This window comes from Microcoleus pseudofavosus SVA1_A4 (assembly GCF_036700565.1).
Classification (GTDB): domain Bacteria; phylum Cyanobacteriota; class Cyanobacteriia; order Cyanobacteriales; family Microcoleaceae; genus Microcoleus.
The window spans coordinates 48,875-69,331 of sequence record NZ_JAUBPE010000035.1 but is presented as its reverse complement, the minus strand read 5'-3'; the positions used below and the strand labels follow the sequence as shown (position 1 = coordinate 69,331).

General features: G+C 45.0%; 18 protein-coding genes, 1 tRNA gene and 2 pseudogenes. 11 read left to right on the top strand and 10 right to left on the bottom strand.

The features are described from left to right. Window positions 1-7: 7 nt before the first annotated feature. The 3 genes and pseudogenes from QUA02_RS16850 to gltX form a co-directional block, all read right to left on the bottom strand. A pseudogene (locus QUA02_RS16850) lies at window positions 8-1,130 on the bottom strand (IS630 family transposase). A 289-nt stretch (window positions 1,131-1,419) separates the two neighbouring features. After that, complete coding sequence (locus QUA02_RS16845; protein ID WP_333029331.1) at window positions 1,420-1,854, bottom strand: CAAD domain-containing protein; 435 nt, start codon at window positions 1,852-1,854, stop codon at window positions 1,420-1,422. A 417-nt stretch (window positions 1,855-2,271) separates the two neighbouring features. After that, a pseudogene (gene gltX, locus QUA02_RS16840) lies at window positions 2,272-3,693 on the bottom strand (glutamate--tRNA ligase); the annotation flags it as partial. A gap of 389 nt (window positions 3,694-4,082) precedes the next feature. Here gltX and QUA02_RS16835 point away from each other — a divergent pair. The 5 genes from QUA02_RS16835 (at window position 4,083) to QUA02_RS16820 (ending at window position 6,590) form a co-directional block, all read left to right on the top strand. Continuing rightward, window positions 4,083-4,580: a thiol-disulfide oxidoreductase DCC family protein gene (locus QUA02_RS16835; protein WP_333029327.1), complete on the top strand. Its 498-nt coding sequence runs from the start codon at window positions 4,083-4,085 to the stop codon at window positions 4,578-4,580. Between the two features lie 248 nt (window positions 4,581-4,828). Further along, window positions 4,829-5,038 carry a hypothetical protein gene (locus QUA02_RS16830; protein WP_333029326.1) on the top strand — a complete coding sequence of 70 codons (210 nt, stop codon included), beginning with the start codon at window positions 4,829-4,831 and terminating at the stop codon, window positions 5,036-5,038. Window positions 5,039-5,145: 107 nt separating this feature from the next. After that, window positions 5,146-5,694: a DNA cytosine methyltransferase gene (locus QUA02_RS16825; RefSeq protein WP_333029325.1), complete on the top strand. Its 549-nt coding sequence runs from the start codon at window positions 5,146-5,148 to the stop codon at window positions 5,692-5,694. Then, on the top strand, window positions 5,691-5,762 hold the full coding sequence (locus QUA02_RS33655) for a hypothetical protein (protein ID WP_445305180.1): 72 nt from the start codon (window positions 5,691-5,693) through the stop codon (window positions 5,760-5,762). Before QUA02_RS16825 ends, QUA02_RS33655 begins: the two co-directional genes overlap by 4 nt. A 15-nt stretch (window positions 5,763-5,777) precedes the next feature. Next, entirely contained in the window at window positions 5,778-6,590 is an 813-nt protein-coding gene (locus QUA02_RS16820) for an HNH endonuclease (RefSeq protein WP_333029324.1), read from the top strand. A 155-nt stretch (window positions 6,591-6,745) separates the two neighbouring features. On the opposite strand, the gene QUA02_RS16815 is transcribed toward QUA02_RS16820, so the two are convergent. The 3 genes from QUA02_RS16815 to QUA02_RS16805 form a co-directional block, all read right to left on the bottom strand. Further along, window positions 6,746-6,819 (bottom strand) — tRNA-Asp (locus QUA02_RS16815). A 56-nt stretch (window positions 6,820-6,875) separates the two neighbouring features. Further along, on the bottom strand, window positions 6,876-8,003 hold the full coding sequence (locus QUA02_RS16810; RefSeq protein WP_333029323.1) for an esterase-like activity of phytase family protein: 1,128 nt from the start codon (window positions 8,001-8,003) through the stop codon (window positions 6,876-6,878). Between the two features lie 88 nt (window positions 8,004-8,091). Next, window positions 8,092-9,912, bottom strand: coding sequence for a TM0106 family RecB-like putative nuclease (locus QUA02_RS16805; protein ID WP_333029322.1), 1,821 nt, complete (start codon window positions 9,910-9,912; stop codon window positions 8,092-8,094). A 95-nt stretch (window positions 9,913-10,007) separates the two neighbouring features. Here QUA02_RS16805 and QUA02_RS16800 point away from each other — a divergent pair, with 95 nt between their 5' ends. The 3 genes from QUA02_RS16800 (at window position 10,008) to QUA02_RS16790 (ending at window position 14,734) form a co-directional block, all read left to right on the top strand. Continuing rightward, entirely contained in the window at window positions 10,008-11,216 is a 1,209-nt protein-coding gene (locus tag QUA02_RS16800) for an aminotransferase class V-fold PLP-dependent enzyme (RefSeq protein WP_333029321.1), read from the top strand. 96 nt (window positions 11,217-11,312) lie between these two features. After that, window positions 11,313-12,926, top strand: coding sequence for a DEAD/DEAH box helicase (locus QUA02_RS16795; RefSeq protein WP_333029320.1), 1,614 nt, complete (start codon window positions 11,313-11,315; stop codon window positions 12,924-12,926). Next, a complete protein-coding gene (locus QUA02_RS16790) occupies window positions 12,923-14,734 on the top strand; it encodes an ATP-binding protein (protein ID WP_333029319.1) in 1,812 nt (603 codons plus the stop codon). Before QUA02_RS16795 ends, QUA02_RS16790 begins: the two co-directional genes overlap by 4 nt. A 160-nt stretch (window positions 14,735-14,894) precedes the next feature. Here QUA02_RS16790 and QUA02_RS16785 read toward each other — a convergent pair whose 3' ends face one another. The 3 genes from QUA02_RS16785 to QUA02_RS16775 all read right to left on the bottom strand — a co-directional run bounded on the left by QUA02_RS16785 (window position 14,895) and on the right by QUA02_RS16775 (window position 17,160). Next, on the bottom strand, window positions 14,895-15,251 hold the full coding sequence (locus QUA02_RS16785; RefSeq protein WP_333029318.1) for a DUF5615 family PIN-like protein: 357 nt from the start codon (window positions 15,249-15,251) through the stop codon (window positions 14,895-14,897). Beyond that, window positions 15,244-15,642: a DUF433 domain-containing protein gene (locus QUA02_RS16780; RefSeq protein ID WP_333029317.1), complete on the bottom strand. Its 399-nt coding sequence runs from the start codon at window positions 15,640-15,642 to the stop codon at window positions 15,244-15,246. The genes QUA02_RS16785 and QUA02_RS16780 overlap by 8 nt, the downstream gene beginning before the upstream one ends. A gap of 315 nt (window positions 15,643-15,957) precedes the next feature. Next, the gene (locus tag QUA02_RS16775; protein WP_333029316.1) at window positions 15,958-17,160 is read right to left on the bottom strand and encodes a ferrochelatase; all 1,203 of its coding nucleotides are present in this window, start codon (window positions 17,158-17,160) and stop codon (window positions 15,958-15,960) included. 428 nt (window positions 17,161-17,588) lie between these two features. On the opposite strand from QUA02_RS16775, the gene QUA02_RS16770 reads away from it, so the two are divergent. Beyond that, a complete protein-coding gene (locus QUA02_RS16770; protein WP_333029315.1) occupies window positions 17,589-18,173 on the top strand; it encodes a hypothetical protein in 585 nt (194 codons plus the stop codon). Further along, complete coding sequence (locus QUA02_RS16765; protein WP_333029314.1) at window positions 18,166-18,894, top strand: DUF3120 domain-containing protein; 729 nt, start codon at window positions 18,166-18,168, stop codon at window positions 18,892-18,894. Before QUA02_RS16770 ends, QUA02_RS16765 begins: the two co-directional genes overlap by 8 nt. A 93-nt stretch (window positions 18,895-18,987) precedes the next feature. Here the strand turns inward: QUA02_RS16765 and QUA02_RS16760 are convergent, their stop codons facing one another. Continuing rightward, the gene (locus QUA02_RS16760; protein WP_333029313.1) at window positions 18,988-19,488 is read right to left on the bottom strand and encodes a retroviral-like aspartic protease family protein; all 501 of its coding nucleotides are present in this window, start codon (window positions 19,486-19,488) and stop codon (window positions 18,988-18,990) included. 120 nt (window positions 19,489-19,608) lie between these two features. On the opposite strand from QUA02_RS16760, the gene QUA02_RS16755 reads away from it, so the two are divergent. Further along, window positions 19,609-20,457: an alpha/beta fold hydrolase gene (locus QUA02_RS16755; RefSeq protein ID WP_333029312.1), complete on the top strand. Its 849-nt coding sequence runs from the start codon at window positions 19,609-19,611 to the stop codon at window positions 20,455-20,457.

Genomic DNA, 20,457 nt, shown 5'->3' with positions numbered 1-20,457 from the left:
TAAGCTGCTACGCAGCTAAACCGGATAAAATAGCATTGCCTTTATTTTTGATTTTTCGATCCCATTTAATAACCATTTCTCCTTCATTTAATAATCTATGTAGTAATTCTGACAATTCTTCTACTGACTTAAACAGTCGATGTGCTATATATTCTTTCGCTGAATGCCAGACCAATTCAATCAAATTATAATCAGGGCTGTAAGGTGGCAAAAATTCTAAAATAATATGAGGCATTTCGGCTGATATTTGGCTCAAAATATCTTTCTTTTTATGAAAACTAGCATTGTCTAAAATGATTACAATCTTCATTCCAGATTCGGCAAAGTTTTCAGTTTGATTGCCCAGTTCTCTCCATTCTTGAACTATCGAATCATTTAAGGCATTAATTTGCTCATAAAATGTATTCGAGTCTCCTCTTTTTATCACAAAATTTAACCTTTTTTTGTCATGATATCTCAACCCACCCATGATATTTACTCTGCCTCTTTTCCTTTGACCTGTGATTTTTTTTCGACTGCCTTTTTTACCCCAATTTTTTCTTCTTATCACTCGTAAACTGAATCCACTCTCACGCCCTTTACCATACCTGTAAAAGCTCTGGCGTTTGTTTAGTTATTCTTAAATACTCCGATAGCTTCTGTTTAAATACTTCTCTTTCAAGGGGATTTTGTTTGTCTTCTAAGCTATATTTAGCCCAAATGTAAACGTATTTTTTTTTATGTAGTATCCGGGATATTTGGGAACCACTCAATTTAATTCCTGTGACTTTTTCTAAATATGTTGCTAATCTGGCTGCCGTCCATCTCCCAAATTCATATCCATATTCTTCCGGAGCTTTATCGATTGTATCTATCAATATTTGTTCATACTCTGGAGTGACTTTGCGAAAATTTCCTGGGCTTCTTTTATCTAAAAAACTATCCAAATTATCCGGATCGCCATGAACTGACCAATAAGCAACTGTTGTGTAAGCAATTTCCATAAATTCACTAATTTCTCGATAAGTTTTTCCGTCATTAATTAGCAATAAAATTAGAACTTTTTCCCTCATGTAATTATCATCAGACTCTTTTAGTAGTTTAATGAGTCTCTGTTTTTGATTTTGAGATAGATGGTTTTGAGCTGGCATATATTACAACTAATTATCCCTTAATTTATATTTATATTATACGGTATAGCTGCGTATCAGCTTAGCAGTGCGAGCGTCTCCAAGAGCGAGCGAGACGACGTGAGCGCGCTCATAATTCCGATGCTACCGGATTTGATATCAATCGCCGAGTCTTATAAAGGAGTTTTAACGGGAATTTGGTATCATCAGCGATCGGTCATTAGTCATTAATCATTGAAAAACCCGACACTGAAAACAGATTTAAAATTGTCAGTGTCGGGTACAAATTCAACAAATTACCAGCAAAAATTTAGGACTTTTTGCCAAAAATTTGTTCTTTCAAGGCTTGAATTTCTTGACCTAACTGTTGCCGGTTGGACGATCGCAGCAAATAGCGGTAGACAAACCACCCGGCGTATCCGATACCAATTAGCTCGAATGTGGGTGCTAGCAGGGGAATGTCGTTGAGTTCGTCTACTATTCCCAAAAGCACTTTCAAAGAGACAATCGAGGCTAAAATTAAACCTACAACTGTCAGGGGACTTTTGTACTGCTCGTAAAAGCTGCCGATGTAAGCGGGAAACTCGGACAAAATTGAGATTATTTGTTCTTTGATCTGCTGGGCCTGACTTGGCGGTTCGTCGGTAATGATGACTTTTGTTGTACCGATCGAACTGTCTGCTTCATTTCCGGCAGGAATTTCGGTGATGATAACGGTTGTTTCTGGTTCGTTTGATGAAGTCATTTCTCCACTCGCAATAGTTTTTTGCTGGTTGGCGGCAGGTATTTCAACTGCTGCTGCGACTGTTTCAAGAGCCGGTATTTCGACTGCTGCAACCTCCCCGTCGGTTGGTTCAAGAGCCGACACTTCGCCTGTTTCTGAAGTCGGTATTTCGACTGCTGTAACTTCCACTGCTGGTTCGACAGTCGGCGTTTCGACTGTTTCGAGCGCAAGTTTTTCGACTTCTGAAACCTCTGCTGCTGATGGTTCAACAACCGGGGTTTCGATTGTTTCAAGAGTCGGTGTTTCGACTTTTGAAACCTCCACTGCTGGCTGCTCTACGGGAGTTTCGGCTGGAATTTCGGCTTTGGGTTCTTCTGGGGTAGGAGTTTCTGCCGCGACACCAACAGCAGGCAAATTCAAGTTGCTAATGGCATCAAGCAAGCGGGTTTTAGCCGTTCCCCGCTGGTGAAGGATTACCCAAGATTCTATCAGGTCGGGGCCGTGCATTGCACCTGTCAGAGCAGCTCTGAGCGATCGCATAATTAGCCCTTTGTTCAGATTTTTCTCTTTACTGAGCTTTTTAGTGATTTTCTGAGCTTCCGCTGATGTCAGGGCCGAATGACTTTCCAGAGCTTCTACAACTGCTTCTAAAGCCCGTGCAGCCCCTGTTTGCTGCAACTGTGCGAGTGCTTCTTCTTCGTATTCCACCGTGGTGGAGAAGAACAACTTGCACATATCCACAGCATCGGTTAAGCGAACGAGACTCGGGCCGATTAAAGCAGCTATTTGTTCGAGCCAGGGGCGATCGGCTGACCTGTCAAATTCATAACCGGCTTTCTGCCAATAAGGTATCAGCAAATCAGTCAATTGCGGCACTGGCATTTTGTGCAGGTATTGACTGTTAAGCCAATTGAGTTTATCCCAATCAAATTTTGCACCGGCTTTATTGACTCGCTCAAGGCTAAATACTGCGGCAGCTTCCGACAATGTAAATATTTCTTGCGTTGAATCCTGGGAAGTCCAGCCCAGCAAAGTCATGTAATTAACTAGAGCTTCGGGGACGTAACCCATATCTTTGAAGTCAGAAATCGAGGTTACGCCGTCGCGTTTAGAAAGCTTTTGCCCTAGCGTGTTTAAAATCAGCGGCGTGTGGGCAAATTCTGGGATTGTCGCGCCCAAAGCTTCGTAGAGCAAAATTTGTTTCGGAGTATTGCCGATGTGATCTTCGCCGCGGATGACGTGGGTGATGCCCATGTCGATATCATCTGCGACTACGGCGAGGTTGTAGAGGGGTTGACCGATGAGGCCGCCGCCCGATGCCCGGGCAATTACCATATCGCCGCCGAGGTCGCTACCTTTCCAGGTTACGGTGTCGCGTACCGTGTCGTTCCAAGCGATCGTGCGATCGTCCTCAATGATAAACCGAATCACAGCTTGCCGCCCTTCGGCTTCAAAAGCTTCTCGCTGTTCGGGAGTCAGGTTGCGGTGGCGGTTATCGTAGCGGGGGGCCTGTTTGTTGGCTTTTTGTTCTTCCCGCATCTGGTCGAGTTCTGCAGGCGTGGTGTAGCAGCGGTAAGCGAGTCCTTTGTCTAGCAGGCTTTGGACTGTTTGGCGGTAGGTTTCCAGACGCTGCGACTGAAAACTAGGGCCTTCGTCCCAGTTCATACCCAGCCATGTCAGTCCTTCAAGGATGTTATCGGTGTATTCGCTTTTAGAACGTTCTACGTCTGTGTCTTCTACCCGCAGGATGAATGTGCCGCCTTGGTTGCGGGCAAACAGCCAGTTAAATACGGCGGTTCTGGCGGTACCGATGTGTAGGTTTCCGGTGGGACTGGGGGCTAGACGGACTCTGACATTCATGTAGATTTTTACTTTTAGATTGGGGGCGATTTGCTGGTTGGAGGAATAGCTGATGTTTAAGACTTTAAATTTTATTATATTTTGTTGCCGACTTAAAATTTGTGCTTGGCAGGTGCTTTGCCTCGAATTGTTTGATAATACGCGATCCTCTTCGAGGGCTTTCCTTCGAAGCGCGAAAGCGGGCGGGCGATCGGGCGAAAGTCTCCGGCAAGGCAGCAGACGGCATCTTGATGATATTAGCATTGCGGGCGGCCAAGACTGGATTCACCTTTGGGACTATTTTTCGCAGCCCAAATAACTGCCGTAGGGGGTACCCAAGGCGCACCTGATAACTATTGATCCTTGTAAAATGTTTGTGTGCGATCGACGACATTAAAATATATTTCCCTATGTCTGCTGCTAAAACTGAGTTTTCCGAATCTGTTGCGCCCTCAGCGGAGTCTGTTGCGGCTGCTTGGCAGATTGAGTTGCTGTACGACGGTGAATGTCCTCTGTGCGTGCGGGAGGTTAATTTCTTGAAAAAACGCGACGCGGGGCGAGGTTTAGTGTCGTTTGTGGATATCGCGGACGATGGCTACAACCCGGAGGCCCACGGCGGAATCGACTACGAAACGGCGATGGGCCGGATTCACGCGATATTACCCGACGGTACGGCAATTAAAAATGTAGAGGTTTTTCGCCGCACCTACGATATTTTAGGTATGGGATGGGTTTATGCTGTGACTAAGTTACCAGCGATCGGGGCGATCGCCAATTGGCTGTACGGAATTTGGGCAGACTGGCGGCTGAAGCTGACGGGAAGGCCGGATTTAGCAACAATTATGAGCGATCGAACTCAGCGGATCGAGTGCGAAACTCAGGGCCGCTGCCGGCCAAACTCGAAATGAGTAATATTTGGTAAATTTTTAGTAAGTGCGATCGACCTATCATATCAATTCCGGTTGCATCGGAATTAATATTACCCGATATTAGGACACGGCTTGGCCTTAGTCCCTACAATAAATCACGGTAGGGAAACGGCACTGCCGTGTCCTCTATATCATTCCGGCGCAGCCGGAATTGATATCAGAAGATGTCAGCAGAAACAGAGTGAATTAACATTAAAGATGGACTACTATTAAAAGCGGGAAAAAAAATGCAAGATGCAGGTTATACAGTTTTCATTGGCTTCGGCGGTCTCTGGGTACTGATGGGAATTGTCGCTGTGATTGTCCTCTTCAAATCGGACGGTCAAAAAATTAAGTTTGGCAAATGGGGATTGCTAGTTGCTATTCCGATCCTCGTGCCCATCGTTCTAGTTTTGACTTATCAGATAGCGCGCCCGTTTATTATCCAACACCTTTGAGCGCTGCTGGCAGTCGATCGTAACTGCAAGCAGGAGTTTTTTGCCAGCCTTTTCGGGTAAACTGTACCGCGTAGTAGTTAGTTTACCTAAAACACTTTCTCCATCGAATGCCTAAGCCAAGTAACCCCACAACCAAAGCTCCTACTGTACTCGATCTCTTCTGCGGTGCAGGTGGGATGAGTTTAGGTTTTCAAAATGCCGGCTGTGAGATTCTAGGAGGTATTGATAAAAATCCCCATGCCATCAGAACCCATCATAGCAACTTCCCTAACTGCAAGCTTAAGCTTGATGCCCAACCGATAGAATCTCTGATTAACTTGAGTCAACTAGATATCCAGCCGGGAGAAGTTGATATTTTAATTGGTGGACCGCCTTGTCAAGTATTTTCATTAGTGGGTAAAGGCAAAATGAGGTCTTTGGGCAAACAGATAGAAAGCGATATTAGATTTTTTTTATACGAACAGTTCAGCCGCTTTGTAGAATATTACAAACCGCTATTTTTGGTAATTGAAAATGTTAATCATCTCCGCAAGCACGGGATATTCCCTACTTTGATAGGAGATTTGGAAAAAGGATTGCATAAAATAAATTGCAATTGTCCAGGCTATAATATTAGCAAACTTTCCCAGAGCACTTTGTATTTGACGCACCTATGACTAGGATGTTGGAGTTAGTTGGGAATTCTGTGCCGCCTCTTTTAGCACAGGCGATCGCCATTAAGTAGCTGAAGTAGTAATAAATGGTTTTAAGAAAGGGTTGGACACGAGATGAACTCATTATCGCAATGAATTTATACTGCAAGCTACCATTTGGACAGCTAGATAGTCGCACGCCAATTATTATTGAAGTAGCTCAAAAGCTGGGAAGAACACCAAGCAGCCTATCAATGAAGCTTGGTAATTTAGCTTCATTCGATCCTGTACTGCAAGCCCGTGGCATTCAAGGTCTTCGCGGTGCAAGTAAAGCGGATCGTGGCATTTGGCAAGAGTTTTATACAAATTGGGAAGAACTAGGAGTTAAAAGCGAAGAACTATTACAAGAACTATTTGATAATGAAATACCTGAAGAGTATCAGCTACCCCGACAACCAAAATCTCAAAATGTCAGGGAAATCAAAATACCTAAAAGTCAGCCAACTGGCGAGACAGAAGTAGAAGCTAGTGTAAAAGCACGAATCGGACAAAGTTTTTTTCGCCAAACTATTCTCGCTAACTACAACAGCCGTTGCTGTATTACTGGTAATCCAATTCCACAACTTTTGATCGCGAGCCATATACTACCTTGGGGCGATTACCCAGAACATCGACTCGATCCTCATAATGGTTTGTGCCTTGCTCGTACTCAGGATGCAGCTTTTGATGGGGGAATGATTACATTTGATGAAGATTATCGACTGGTTCTTAGTTCATATCTTGAAAGTTTTTTGCCGGAAGATGTATTAGAGCATAACTTTGTTGCCTATCACGGGAAGCAAATACGTTTACCTGAAAAATTTCAACCTAATCCTAACTTTCTCCGCCGTCATCGAGAAGAAATTTTCCTTGACAATTAAATTAACAGGTAGACTTGCACATTAAAGGCAACGTAGCAGACAGCCTGCTGTTTACCTTCTGATGTTGATCTAGGCTTTGTGAAACAAACGCTGGTACTGTGAAAACTCAGTACCAGCGGTTATTTTTCAGCAATCTGAACATTTTCTATTTTGAACGGGACAGACGGGGCTCGAACCCGCAACTTCCGCCGTGACAGGGCGGTGCTCTAACCAATTGAACTACTGTCCCTCGTTTTACCGTTTTTTCAGGCACAATTTCTATTATGCCTATAACTTCACCTTTTGTCAAGAGGTTTTTTGAACTTTTATTTGGAAGCCCAAAATTTGAGTCTCTTGCAGGGGACTGAAGTTGTTGTCGCTCACCAAAATCAGACCTCTGCTAGCATCCGCCAGGGCGGGCCCAAATGTCAACCCCTCAATGTTGTCTAGGGGAATTTTCAGCGTTTCCAAATCCAGCAGCAGGCGTTTTTGAGCGGGAGAAACCTCGCTGAGACGGCTTTTGAGGCTTTCGAGTCCTTCAATACGATCGCTCTTTTCCAAGGAAATCTCAAATAGTTTAACAGTAACTCCGGTTTCCAGGGAGAAAGCACGCTCTAAACTCAGCAAGCGGTTATCGTCGATCGCCAACAAATCCACTAAACCGTTGCTAGTTAATTTTCCCACAGGATTCGCGCCAGCGGGTAGCGGTTCGGTGATGTAGAGGAACGAAGCTTCTGGATTGCCGCTCACCGCATCGTAGCGCAAAATCCGGCACGGACTCCCGGTTTCCAGGGAAGCTACAGCGCCATCTTGAACCAAGGCGTTTTCGGTAGCGGTGAATAGGTATTTGCGATCGGCTGTTAAAGTTAAACTTTCAAATGATAGATTGTTGCGGATGCCTTTACTGCCCTTGTCATCCGGCAAAAATAGTTCAGGAATTGCCAGCGTTTTCAGGAGTTTACCATCAAGGGAGAACTCTTTGATAAAAGGATTTATTTGGCGATCGACATCTCCCTCAGAAGAAACAAACACGCTCTTGCCAGTAAAAACTATCCCTTCCGGATCTAAACTTAATTCAGGAAAACTTTTGCCGTTTTCATCTAATAAAGTAGTGACACCAGTAAAAGCAATTTGCTCTTTTTCCAGTTTACCAGATTGCAAGTTGATTTTGACAGTATAGAAACGCGCCGGAGCCTTGCTGCTGCGGTCATCAGAAATGGCATAATAAACTTGTTTTTCGGCATCATAAGTAATACCAGAAAGTCCGCCAATTTCCGTATCCATAAACGGAGAACCTGTAGGAAATATTGCTCTGCCAATAAAATCTATTTTGGTAACGGCGAAAGATTTGGCTGACTGGTTTACCCAAATAGCAACAGTTGCTGCCATCAAAAAACAGACAATAAATATAGTTGCTTTTGCTAGCTTTCGCATTTTACCAATAAATACATGATTACCTATCTACTTTTTCCCTTTCTTCCTTCTCGCCATTCGTGTCTTCGCTGTTCGTTAAATCTAAAAATCACGGCTCATGATTCAGCAAAAAATTGGTCAACCAATCTTTAACTACATAAGTAGCACGACAGTCGTCCTCATTGTAGCGGACGATCGCCTCCAAGAGCGATCGATCGCCAGTTTTGAGCCAATCGTCGTACCAGCAGACGCACTGAGCACCATTAGCCTTAGCATCTCGCCAATCAAAACCCAGCCAGCGGGCAATTGGTTTGAGTGCGTAACTTTCCACCGGCATAATCGCCTTTTGCGTCACTTGTTTGTGAATATCTACAAACCGTTTCAGCACTGGTTTCCACAAATAAGCTGGAGTATTGTAAAGTTTAGCCAGTCGCTTAAAAGTCTTGACTTCGTAGTCGCAAAAGTGGAAAATCGGAGCAATGGGATAAGCCCACATTAATTCTAAAAATTGCTGCCAGATTGCACCTTCCTCTGCTGCTGATTCTGCTAAAAAACCGTGGAATTTTTCCGTATTGTTGTACCTGTCAACAACTAAGACTCCGTGGAGGTAATCTAAGTTTAACTCTGGTTCCGCTTCAATGTCAAAGTAGAGTTCGATTGGGGCGATCGGCAAAAAGACAGATTGGGAATAGGGAATTGGTTTCTTGCGGAGAATTGGCGCAGGTATAGAAGATGTCGCAGGTTTATTTTCTGTGGTGTTTCCCACAACAAGATTAACTGTTGCTAAACTCTTCTCGGCAACTTCTGGTATGGTGATAAATTGATTAACTTCTGCCTCTTCCCTTATTCCTTCTTTCTTCACACCTACATCCGTTAAATTTGTTAAATCCCGTACATTGCTCGTTGCCGAACTTCTATCCGTTACATCCCGTACATTGCTCGTTGCCGAACTTCCTTCTTCCCGCAACAGCGGTTGATTTAGCAAGTGCGATCGAGCTTGCTGTACGACATCAAAAGCAACTCTGTCGGGGAATTCTGGATACTCAGCTAGCACTTCGGAACTAACATTAGCGAGAGCTTCTACATCAGTAATTTCGAGAGTTTTTAGTCTAGCATAGCGGCTGGCAGTAACTCCCGGCAATAAGGAAAGATGTTTAATAGATTCTGCTTCGGCGTGACAGATAGTATACCAACCGCAAAGATTGCACTTTTGCCGAGAAATAAACACCTCTGGTTTATCCAGATTTTCTATCATTTGAATGCAGTTGTCTAAAATCTCGAACATCTGAGGAGTTCGCTGGTCTAGATTCACCTGCCACAGCCCTTTTTTTCGCAGCATCAGCCACGCAGTATCGGGCATTGTTTCCTGTACGGAAGCTAAAACTTGGGCGTGAAAAGCTGCGATAATTTGATACTCTTGTTTTGGTCGCTTGCTAAGCCAAATATCCGCAGTAATATAACTCCAATCGCCAAATTTTGATTGTCCCGGCTGTTTGATTAATAAATGGGGGCGGCCGATCAGGGTAATGTTTGAAGAGTGAAGGTTGGAGGATGAAAGATGAACGGGAGTTTCAGGGATTTCGCCAAATTCTGGGAAATATTGACTGTCAATTCCTACCAGAGAATTTGTTGCGCCGTTGGTTTGGGCGAATTCGCCCTGGATCAGAACTCCTCGGTAAATGCGATCGACCCCTTGCTGCATTAAACTCAATGTAGCGGCCGCGCCGGCTTCCCAATCCCCTCTAGGATAGTATGGTTGTTGGTAAGTCTCGTGTTCCAAAGCTTGCTGCTGGTATGTCGCGCTGTCGCGCATCAGTTTCAGCAAAAAGTCGCTGGGGGGATCTAGTTGTTTCCAGTCTCCGCAGGTATCTAAAAATGCTCGGAGATGGCATCGCTGATAGGAAAGTAGCAGTTTGTCAGTTATTAACATTTAGTATTTGCAAGGCATAGAGTATCAGGCAAAAGGTATAAAATTCACAGCATTAGTTATTCAATATTAACGCTATCAATAATTTCCCAAAAAAAATGACAAAGGACAATCACCGGCAACAATTCCCAGCTTTGGCCAATAAAGCTTATTTTAACTACGGCGGACAAGGGCCGCTGCCTGAGCCTGCTTTAGACGCGATTTATCAGGCTTACAAACGGGTGCAGCTTGGGGGGCCGTTTTCGGGGGAGGTGGGGGCTTGGGTGGTTCAGGAGGCGATGCTGACGCGACGTGCGATCGCATCTGAGTTGACCGTACCTCCTGAAACCATCGCCCTGACTGAAGATGTCACCGTCGGCTGCAATATTGCGCTGTGGGGCATTGACTGGAAAGCGGGCGACCATTTGCTGCTTTCTGATTGCGAACACCCCGGCATTGTAGCTAGTGTAATGGAACTTCAGCGCCGTTTCAACATTGAGGTTTCGTTTTGTCCGTTGGCGGCTACTTTGAATGAGGGCGATGCGGTGGCGGTGATTGCTGATAGTTTGCGGCCAAATACTCGCTTGTTGGTTATCAGTCACATTTTGTGGAATACTGGCCAAGTTTTGCCTCTGGCTGAGATTGTGAAAGTATGTCATGAACCCCCCCTAACCCCCCCTTGCCAAGGTGGGGGACAAGAGGGTTTATCTGTGAATAATAACAAAGTGAAAGTGTTAGTTGATGCGGCTCAATCTGTGGGGGTTTTACCTTTGGATTTGATTGAGTCTGGGGTTGACTTTTATGCTTTTACGGGTCACAAATGGTGGTGCGGCCCGGAAGGTTTGGGGGGGCTTTATGTGAGTGCGGAAGCTTTGGCAGATTTGCATCCGGTGTTTATCGGTTGGCGGGGAATTGTGACGGATGCTAATGCTAAAGTCCTTGGCTGGAAGTCTGGATCGCAGCGCTATGAAATTGCGACTTCGGCTTATCCTTTGTATGCGGGTTTGCGGAGTGCGATCGCCCTCCAACACACATGGGGTAAGATCGAGCAAAGGTATGCAGAAATTTGTCGTTTAAGTAAATATCTCTGGGAACGTTTGTCGGAACTCGATCATGTAAAATGTTTGCGGACATCTGCACCGGAAGCGGGTTTAGTTTCGTTTCGATTGACTAATGGGATGCCGCACAAACAGCTCGTCGATTTGTTGGAAAAGCAGGGAATTATGGTGCGGACAATTCTTAATCCTGATTGCGTGCGGGCTTGCGTTCACTATTTTACCACTGAGGCGGAGATCGATAAGTTGATTGGGGCGATCGCAAATCAATAAAGTTAGCTAGAGAACTTACTTGGCAGCGAAGATGATGAGCTGCCCTGCTTAGCTTGTTAGCTATGACGATTATTATATATACGAGGGGTGCATCCTTTGAATTTTGATGATATACTGTCACGAGCAAGTGAAGAAACGCTAGAGACTCTATTTGGCAGTTCAGCTTTCAGTTTAGTGAAGCTTTTAGATAGTCGCCTAGCAACTCCCACTAATCTGCGTGAAGTCTTGGTGAGTATTTACTCTCGTGAAAGCCTGCTTTTATCAAAAGACAGTCGCACTATCCTATTTGAATTATTACGACCCAAACAAGCTGAAATTCTTGCTACAATTTTGTCAGCTTCAGACAATGAAGATGTCTTTCAAGCGCTGAAAGAAGTCAAAATACGTCGCGGCTCAGAACGCGAACGTGCCCTTTTCGACTTTTTTGAATTGGTTGTGCCATCAACTGAGGAATCTGAAGAAACACCCTCATCGGATCTGGCTGCACCTCAATACGCTTTGTTTGCTCATCAGCGTAGTGCAGCAGGCAAAGTCAAACAGTTCCTCCAAAAAGAACCCCGGCGTGTTCTGCTTCATATGCCCACTGGATCGGGAAAGACACGCACGGCAATGCACATTATCGCCGATCGCCTGCGATCGCAAGAGCCTACTTTAGTCGTCTGGTTGGCATACAGTGAAGAACTTTGCGAACAAGCCGCCGCCGAGTTTCAACGCGCCTGGAAATACTTGGGCGATCGAGATTTATCCATCTATCGTTTCTGGGGAAACCACGAACTCGATCTTGATCAGGTCCGGGATGGCATAGTAGTTGCAGGTCTTTCCAAGCTTTACAGTCGTGCTAAACGTAGCATCCAATTTATTAACAAATTAGGTTATCGTTCCTCTCTTGTCATTATTGATGAAGCCCATCAAGCAATTGCAGAAACTTACAAGCTAGTCCTCGATTCTCTCGTTTTACCATACGAACACACAGCACTGCTTGGGTTAACAGCTACACCAGGCCGCACTTGGGCAGACATTAGTGCGGACAAAGAATTAGCGGAATTCTTTGCACAGTGCAAGGTTACTTTGGAGGTTCCTGGATACGATAATCCAGTAGATTACCTAGTGTCAGAGCAATACTTGGCACGAGTACAATACCGACCTTTGCTACACCAGAGTGGATTGAATTTATCTAATAACGACTTGAAGCGTATTGAAGAAGAGTTAGAGTTACCCAAAAATATCCTGACTCGCCTAGCTGAAAACGAACAGCGCAATCTCCGCATTATTTGGGAAATTGAAAACTTAGCTAAAAATCACAAGCGTATTTTGGTGTTTGCCATATCTGTAGAACACTCAAAACTTCTAGCCGCTGTGCTGAAAGCTAGAAATTGGCAAGCATCCGCTGTAACTGCCAAAACTCCTGCTTCAGAAAGAGAGCGAATCATTGCAAGGTTTAAAGATGACCATCCAGAAACTAAGATTATCTGTAATTATGGCGTTCTTACAACAGGATTTGATGCCCCGCGAACCAGTGCCGCCGTGATTGCTCGTCCCACCAAGTCGCTTGTTTTATACAGCCAGATGGTGGGACGTGCTATTCGCGGACTTAAAGCAGGTGGCAATGAACAAGCTGAGATTGTTACTGTAGTGGACACAGATTTACCAGGCTTTGGCAGTGTTGCCGATGCTTTTAACAATTGGGAAGACATTTGGAGATTAAAATGACGAAACAACATGATATCGTTCCGGTACATTTAGTTGTTCAGGCAATGCGTGATAACGGTTATAAAAACGCAGCCTATGCACTAGCCGAACTCATAGATAATTCCATTCAAGCGAAAGCTACTGAGGTAGAAGTTCTCTGTGCTGAGAAAGAAATTCAGCTACAGCGACGTAGCTCGCGCATTCATCAAATCGCTGTTTTAGATAATGGAAGCGGCATGGATTCCACTGTTTTGCGAATGGCTTTACAGTTCGGCAACGGAACCTATCTAGCAGAAGACAAACATACAGGAATGGGGCGCTTTGGTATGGGGTTGCCATGCTCTTCAATTTCCCAGTGTAAACGGGTGGATGTTTGGACTTGGCAGAGTGGTGTAGAAAATGCAATTTACACATACCTCGATTTGAATGAAATCAAAAACAAGCAGCTTACTGAAGTTCCCGAACCTGAGAAGCGCAAGATACCTGTGATTTGGGAAAAAGTCACAACAGGTTTTGGGAGGACAGGAACATTAGTAGTCTGGTCAGATATCGATCGCTGTATGTGGAAGACTGGTAAAACAATCATCGAAAATTCAGAGTTCGTGATTGGACGAATGTATCGAAAATTCTTAGATACTCAAGAAGTAGTCATTCGTATGGCAACTTTTGATATTAATGAACCTACCAAAATCATGGTAGAAAAGTTTGCACAGCCGAACGATCCTGGTTATCTCATGGCAGAGACTTCTTGCCCTGAGCCATTCGACAACACGCCAATGTTTCGACATTGGGGGGATGGAGAAGATAGCTATGAAGCCACCTTTACCATTGAGTTTCGTGGCCACAAACAGGAGGTAAAAATTCGCTTTTCTTATGCGAAAGAAGAAGCCCGCCCAGGAAAGAATCCTGGTAATCTTCCGCATGGAAAGCACGCTGCGAAAAATGTTGGCGTTTCAGTGGTTCGTGCAATGCGTGAATTGGAACTAGACCAGTCTTGGTCACTGAAGAGATCTACAGAGCGATGGTGGGGGGTTGAGATCGAATTTCCCCCGGCACTTGACGACTTGTTCGGGGTCACAAACAATAAGCAATCTGCCCGTAACTTCTCAGATATGGCCAGCCTAGATATCGAATCTTTGCTAAAAGATGGAAAAACAATTACTAAGCTCAAAGAAGAACTAATCGAAGATGAAGACCCTAGAGGGCCATTAATAGACATTGCTCTGAAGATAGATAAAACAATAAAATCTATCCGAAATTTGATGGAGGCACAAATGCCAGAGTCACGCAGCGGACAAAAGCGGCATCAAGGATCTTTGGCGGAGAAAGTTGCAACTGAGGTGACAGAGGAACGGAAGAAAGAGGGACACCAAGGGCAAAGCGATAAGGATGAGTCACTGCCTTTGGAGGAGCGAAAGGAAATTATTGAAACCAAATTAATAGATAGAGGTATTCTGCCATCTGAAGCAGAAGAATTGGCGGCAAAAACCGTTTCTGATGGCTTGAAGTACACTTTTAAAAAAGCAGATATAGAAACGGCTGCTTTTTTTTCTGTTGAGAGGGGAGGAGGTGCAATTATGATATTTTTGAACGCTAACCATCCTGCCTATAAAAATCTTGTTGAAGTGTTAGAAGAAGAGGTAGAAGGTGTAGATCCTGAAACACTTCGCTCTCGTCTAACAAATTCTCTCGAAGGTTTGAAATTGTTATTGATGGCTTGGGCGCGGTATGAGGATGAGCAACCAGATGGACCCCGACGCAATAAGGCACAGGATGCTCGTGTTGATTGGGGACGGGTGGCTAGACAATTCCTTGAGGGTGAGGAATAACTGAAGGCTTTATCGTTGTTTAACTAGGGGGTAAGGGGTCAACATTAGTGACGGATATTGTGCCACTCTGTTGACCCACTTTCCAAAGTCAACCAGTTAATGTTATTTTCCAGGAACCGGAAGAAGTGCGATCGACTTTTTGCCTCAAATCAAGCTCAAGTTAGCTTCGCCACTGATTAAGCCAGCGGACTTGCCCTTTCCAGTCAGCAGCTTGTGTTTCTGAAAGCAGGCGATCGAGCGAAGCAATTAGACTAGATAATGTCCAACTGTTTTGAGCAGCCAAAATGATGCCACCATGTTCGGGATAACGCTGAGCTAAAACCTGAAAATCCCGGATATTAAACGTAAAAATACACCGCCCTCGCGCTGTTGCTTCTAGCAATTGAGCCTCATCGCTAGCATCTAAAGCCATCCACTCAGTCGGTGTCCGAGTGACATCGTGACTGCGAGATAAAAGGGCGGCTTGCAAAGCTTTAATAGAGGTATCGGCATCTAGATGCAATAGCGGTTTAGACATTAGCAGCTTCGATAATTTGCTCAGCGGCAATAGATGCGTCTATTTCCTGACGGTGAGCCTCATAAAAAGCGAGCACTTCATTCACTTGAGCTTCATTGATGTCATATTCATCGGCAATTTGGTTTGAGGAAAAACCCCATTTATGGGCTGCGATGACTACTGTTTGCACCCGCAAGCGAGTACCGCGCAAAACAGGCGTGAGTTCGCCACTAGCGCCGCGCACGTAGGTGATTTGAGGGAAAGCAGGGTCATCATGCCGCTGGTTGAGGGTAGCGACTTTTTCGGCTACAGCCCAGAGAATAAACCGATCGAGGGAAATGCCTTGGAGTGCCGCCAATTTTTCAGCTTCTTGCTGTAGCTGAATGGGTAAGTTTAAGGTGTGGGATGTCATTAATACAACTTCCGTTGGCTAAGAGAATTGCAGATGGGGCGGTAGTTGAGTTTAAGATTTTCTCAATTTTTCAAATTTTGGAAAAACTTTAGTTTTTATTTTAGCGCAATATCTCTGCGGGATGTTGCGTGATTCCTAAGCATTCACACGGGCCGATCGAAAAGCCGATCGCCCTTTCAGCAAAAAACACCAAAGGACGATCGCCCTTTTAACTCATCTCAACTTACCCACTCCCACAAAAGAAACCGGGTTTTTACTTAATCTGTCGTCTTCAACGCAGTATTCTCGCAAAAAACCCGGTTTCTCAGATCCTAATTAATGATTGTGCCCGTGCCCACCATGATTATGCCCGTGATCCCCATGAGAATGCCCATGATCACCGTGAGAATGCCCATGATCGCTATGAGAATGTACGTGATCCCGGACAACCAAATTTGGATTCACCGCCACAGCAGTCTCACTCAACAACGCTTCAATCTGCGGATTTGCCCACTCAGCGGCCATTTTCAGAAACTCAGGATGGTCATTTACGCAAGGCAATTTGCGGTAAGTAACCCCTTGACGCTGCTTCTGCAAAGACTCAATAATGTGGTCTACATCTAACAATGTTTCGTGATTTTCTGTCGCAAATCCGATCGGCATAAAGACGATCGCAGTTGCACCCAAATCGATCAAATTCTTCGCAGCCAACGTTGCATCCGGCTGTGTCCACTCGATCAGCGGCGTGTCGTGATTCAGCCAGCCCACCGAAATCAAAGGATAGCGATACATCAAACGTTCCCGCACGCGATCGTACAAAGCTTGACTTTCCACAATTCCCGAAGTAAAGCCCTTCGCTTTGTGCGGACAACCGTGATTCATCAGCACAATCCCAATCTGAGAAGGCAAATGCGCTACTGCTAAATCGTTCTTAATTTCCTCTTCTACCAAATCCGCCATTAACTGGATGTAAGCCGGTTCATCGTAAAAAGAAGGAATGTAGCGCTGTCCTGTTACCCAATGTTCTTTGCCATCAAAGGTTTGTGCTAAAGCTTTATTCACCTGTTCCACAGCAATGCCGCTGGTGAAAACAGAATCAACTACCAACAGCGGATAAATCAGAATTTTGTCAAATCCTTCTGCTTGAATTTGAGGGATTACTTGTTCCGGCAAAAACGGCGCGCAAAAGTTAAAAGCTTTGAACACTTTTACTTTATCGCCCCATTTCTCCTGTAAATTCTTTTCAATCCCGGCGCGCTGCTGTTCAAAAATTGCATTGTGCGGTGAAATGAATTGACCGTGTTGGTGACTCCACTCGTGCAAGTCAAAGATTGCTAAAATCTTCGCCAGCGGCGGATAAATCCAAAGCGGTACTGGCGCGAATTTTGCAGTCAGCAAATTTAAAGCTTGTTCGTTGTAGTTGGCAAAATCGTCGTAGCTTTCGACTTCGCCGTAACCCATCAGCAATACAGCAACCCGATCGCTGTTTGCCGATGCATCAGATGTTTTGAACTCAATTTTTTCGGGAGAAGCAACCACTTTGTATTCCTCAATTTGAATGATTTGGAGAGTCGCAGGAAGGATGAATCAGAATTGCGAAGAGAAACCCGGTTTCTAGACTCCCCGGAGATCCCCCTAAATCCCCCTTAAGAAGGGGGACTTTGAGACTCTTTCTCCCCCCTTAAGAAGGGGGGCTGGGGGGATCGGAATCTGATAGGAAAGGCAAGAGAATACGCCGCAGGGTCTGGGACAAAGGGCATTAAGTTTTATGTTTTCTTAAGACTTCCTCACCTTGCCTCCGGTTTCGGTGTCTCGGAGCGTTCCCAGCGTTTATTTTGGGGGGATATCCTTCAAAGACGACTCTGTTATTAGTTTAACATCCTATCCCCCTGCATAGCATATAATTAATTATGGTGTACAATAAAGTAAAGTTATGTTAAGCTCATAATTAATTTTCTTGAAGCACGATGAGACTGGTAATTTGCCCCGGAATCCACGACCCAAAACTGACCGATCGCTTCCTGGCGGGACTTTCGGAGGTTTGGGGAGAGGCAGAACCCCGGCAAAATACCCAAACATTCTACCCTGTCAAGATTTTTCCGGCTCATAAACATCCGCCTTTCTCAGCTCTTGACATATTGCACTTTTTGTGCAGCGAAGAGTTAGCAGGAGAAAGTCTAGTATTTGTCAGCTTTTCGGCTGGAGTAGCCGGGGCGATCGGGGCGGCTCTTCTGTGGCAGCAAATCGGCGGCAAAGTCGCGGCATTTTTTGCTTTAGACGGTTGGGGAGTACCGCTGGGGGGCACTTTTCCTATCCACCGACTCAGCCACGATCGCTTTACACACTGGAGTTCGGCAATTCTCGGTGGCGGTGGAGATGGTTTTTATGCAGATCCGCCGATCGCACATTTGGATTTGTGGCGCCAACCCCAAACCGCCCAAGGTTGGCAAATCAGTCAAACAGCCGACGGTACAGAGACGGCTAAACCCGCCACCGCAGCAACTTTTTTAGTTCACTTATTGAAACATTACGGAGTCCAATCAGTTGTTTAATTTTAATTTAGTATCCTCGGCGATCGCACCTATTGCCCCCCTCACCAGCCTACAAAATACTGTATCTTCTTCAGACAGAAGAAATAGCATTCAGCAGTGGTTGGTATTTGGCGCCTCAGCATTTTTAGTATCAATTCCAGTTTTCGTGCAAGCACCCTTAGTACGTTTATATCCAACCATCAGTTTGCTATCAACTATCCCCTGGTTCGTACTTAGTTTTATCTTCATTTTTCGCCCAAAAACCCAAATTTGGGGAGACTTATTATTAGGATTTGCCGGATGTTGGCTGGCAGGTTCGATCTATTGGGGCTGGTTTAGATGGGAACCAATTTTGCACTTACCTATAGAAGCAATCGGCTTGCCATTTGCTATTTGGTGCTTGGGCAAATCTTGGGGAAAAGTTGGCAGCTATTTTTATTTAGGTTCGCTATTTGGAACCGCCATTACCGACTTATATTTTTACTTAACAGGCTTGATGCCCTACTGGCGACAAGTCATGCACGCGGAACCAGAATTAGCCATGCCGATTTTTCAAAGTGCGATCGGTCAAATCGAAACACCTTGGGGAATAGGCTGTGCTTTAGTTTTAATCGCTGTACTGCTAACAGTCGGTTTGCTGAGCTTGCGCGGCACGCAACTGCACTGGCGCGCCTTCAGCGGAGCCGTTTTGAGCACTCTTTTAGTAGACGGCTTATTTTGGCTAGCCGCCTCCGCAGCTTAAGATTTCTGGTTAGTTTATAGTGATTTTTTACCGCAGATGCAGGCAGATTGATGCAGGTTAACGCCGATTTTTTTGAGATTCCCGACTTTTTACTTAAAGAAGTCGGGAATCTGGGTATTTTTTTAGAATTCGCCTGTTAACTTGATATAAGTCACTCTCATAATTAGGATTAGTGGGATTCCCGATTAACCGCTGATTCCTAAAGTCCACAAGCAAATCTAACTTCTCCAAAACCACCTGACCAATCAACACCTCATCACCTGTCACCAGAGCATCCTCGGTAGTCCTGCGCCCCTCAATTTCAATTAATATAGCCTCCGTTACTCCTACGGTTTCCTGACGACCATCAGCATACTTAACAAGCTGCTGTCCTATAATTCGTAAACCTAGCTGCTGTACCATCTCTGCTGAAATTACTAGATAAACAGATCCTGTATCTACTAGAGCTTCTGTTTCACACTCACGCAACAGCCGAGGCGCGAGCAACCCCCCACTAATTAGAGCTTCATCTATGGCATTGGTCAGCTTTACCTGAGTCTTAACTGCCCCCATATTCTTAATTTCATCAAATTCTAATTTATTTATTTTTTTCATATTAAATTTCCTTTTAATCTTTTGCTGCTTACATCATACGAGTTCTGCTAACTGAGACGCGATCGCCCCTCATTCCTATATGATTTAAAATTATCACTCAAAACTCAAAACTACTTAACCATGTCTTTCATTTCAATTCGCGGTGTAGAACATTATTACGAGTGGATAACAGCAGACGCAAGCGCCCAACCCAGCGGCAAACCAGTGATGGTATTTCTGCACGGCTGGGCAGGCTCAGCCCGCTACTGGGAAAGCACGGCACGGGCTATTGCTGACGATTTTGATTGTTTGCTCTACGATATGAGAGGTTTTGGTCGATCGCCCTTACCAAAAGAGCCGATCGAATCCAGCTACGAACTCGAAACCTACGCCCGCGACTTAGCCCAATTATTAGAATCTCTGAATTTAAGCCGCGTCTGCATCAACGCTCACTCCACAGGTGCATCAATTGCTACTTTATTTCTCAACCTTTACCCCGAAAAAGTAGAAAAAGCAATTCTCACTTGCAGCGGGATTTTTGAATACGACGAAAAATCCTTCACTACCTTTCACAAATTCGGTGGCTATGTGGTAAAATTCAGGCCATCTTGGCTGGCATCTATTCCTTTTGCCGATCGGGTATTTATGGCCAGGTTTCTGCACCGTTCGCTGCCCGCAGAGGTCAGTCTGGCGTTTCTCAAGGATTTTTTAATGGCAGACGAGGAAGCTGCTATAGGTACAATGGTGACGGCCGTCAGCAAAAGAGCAGCCGAGGAAATGCCCCAAGAATTTGCGCGGCTGAGCGTTCCCACACTGCTTGTGGCCGGAGAATTCGATCGAATTATCCCCGCCATCATGGGAGAACAAGCAGCCTCCCTCAGCAAAAAAGTAGAATTTGTTATAATTCCCAATACAGCTCATTTTCCGATGCTGGAGGATGCCGCAACATACTTGCAGCGAATCCGAGACTTTTTGCCAGCAGCGACATAG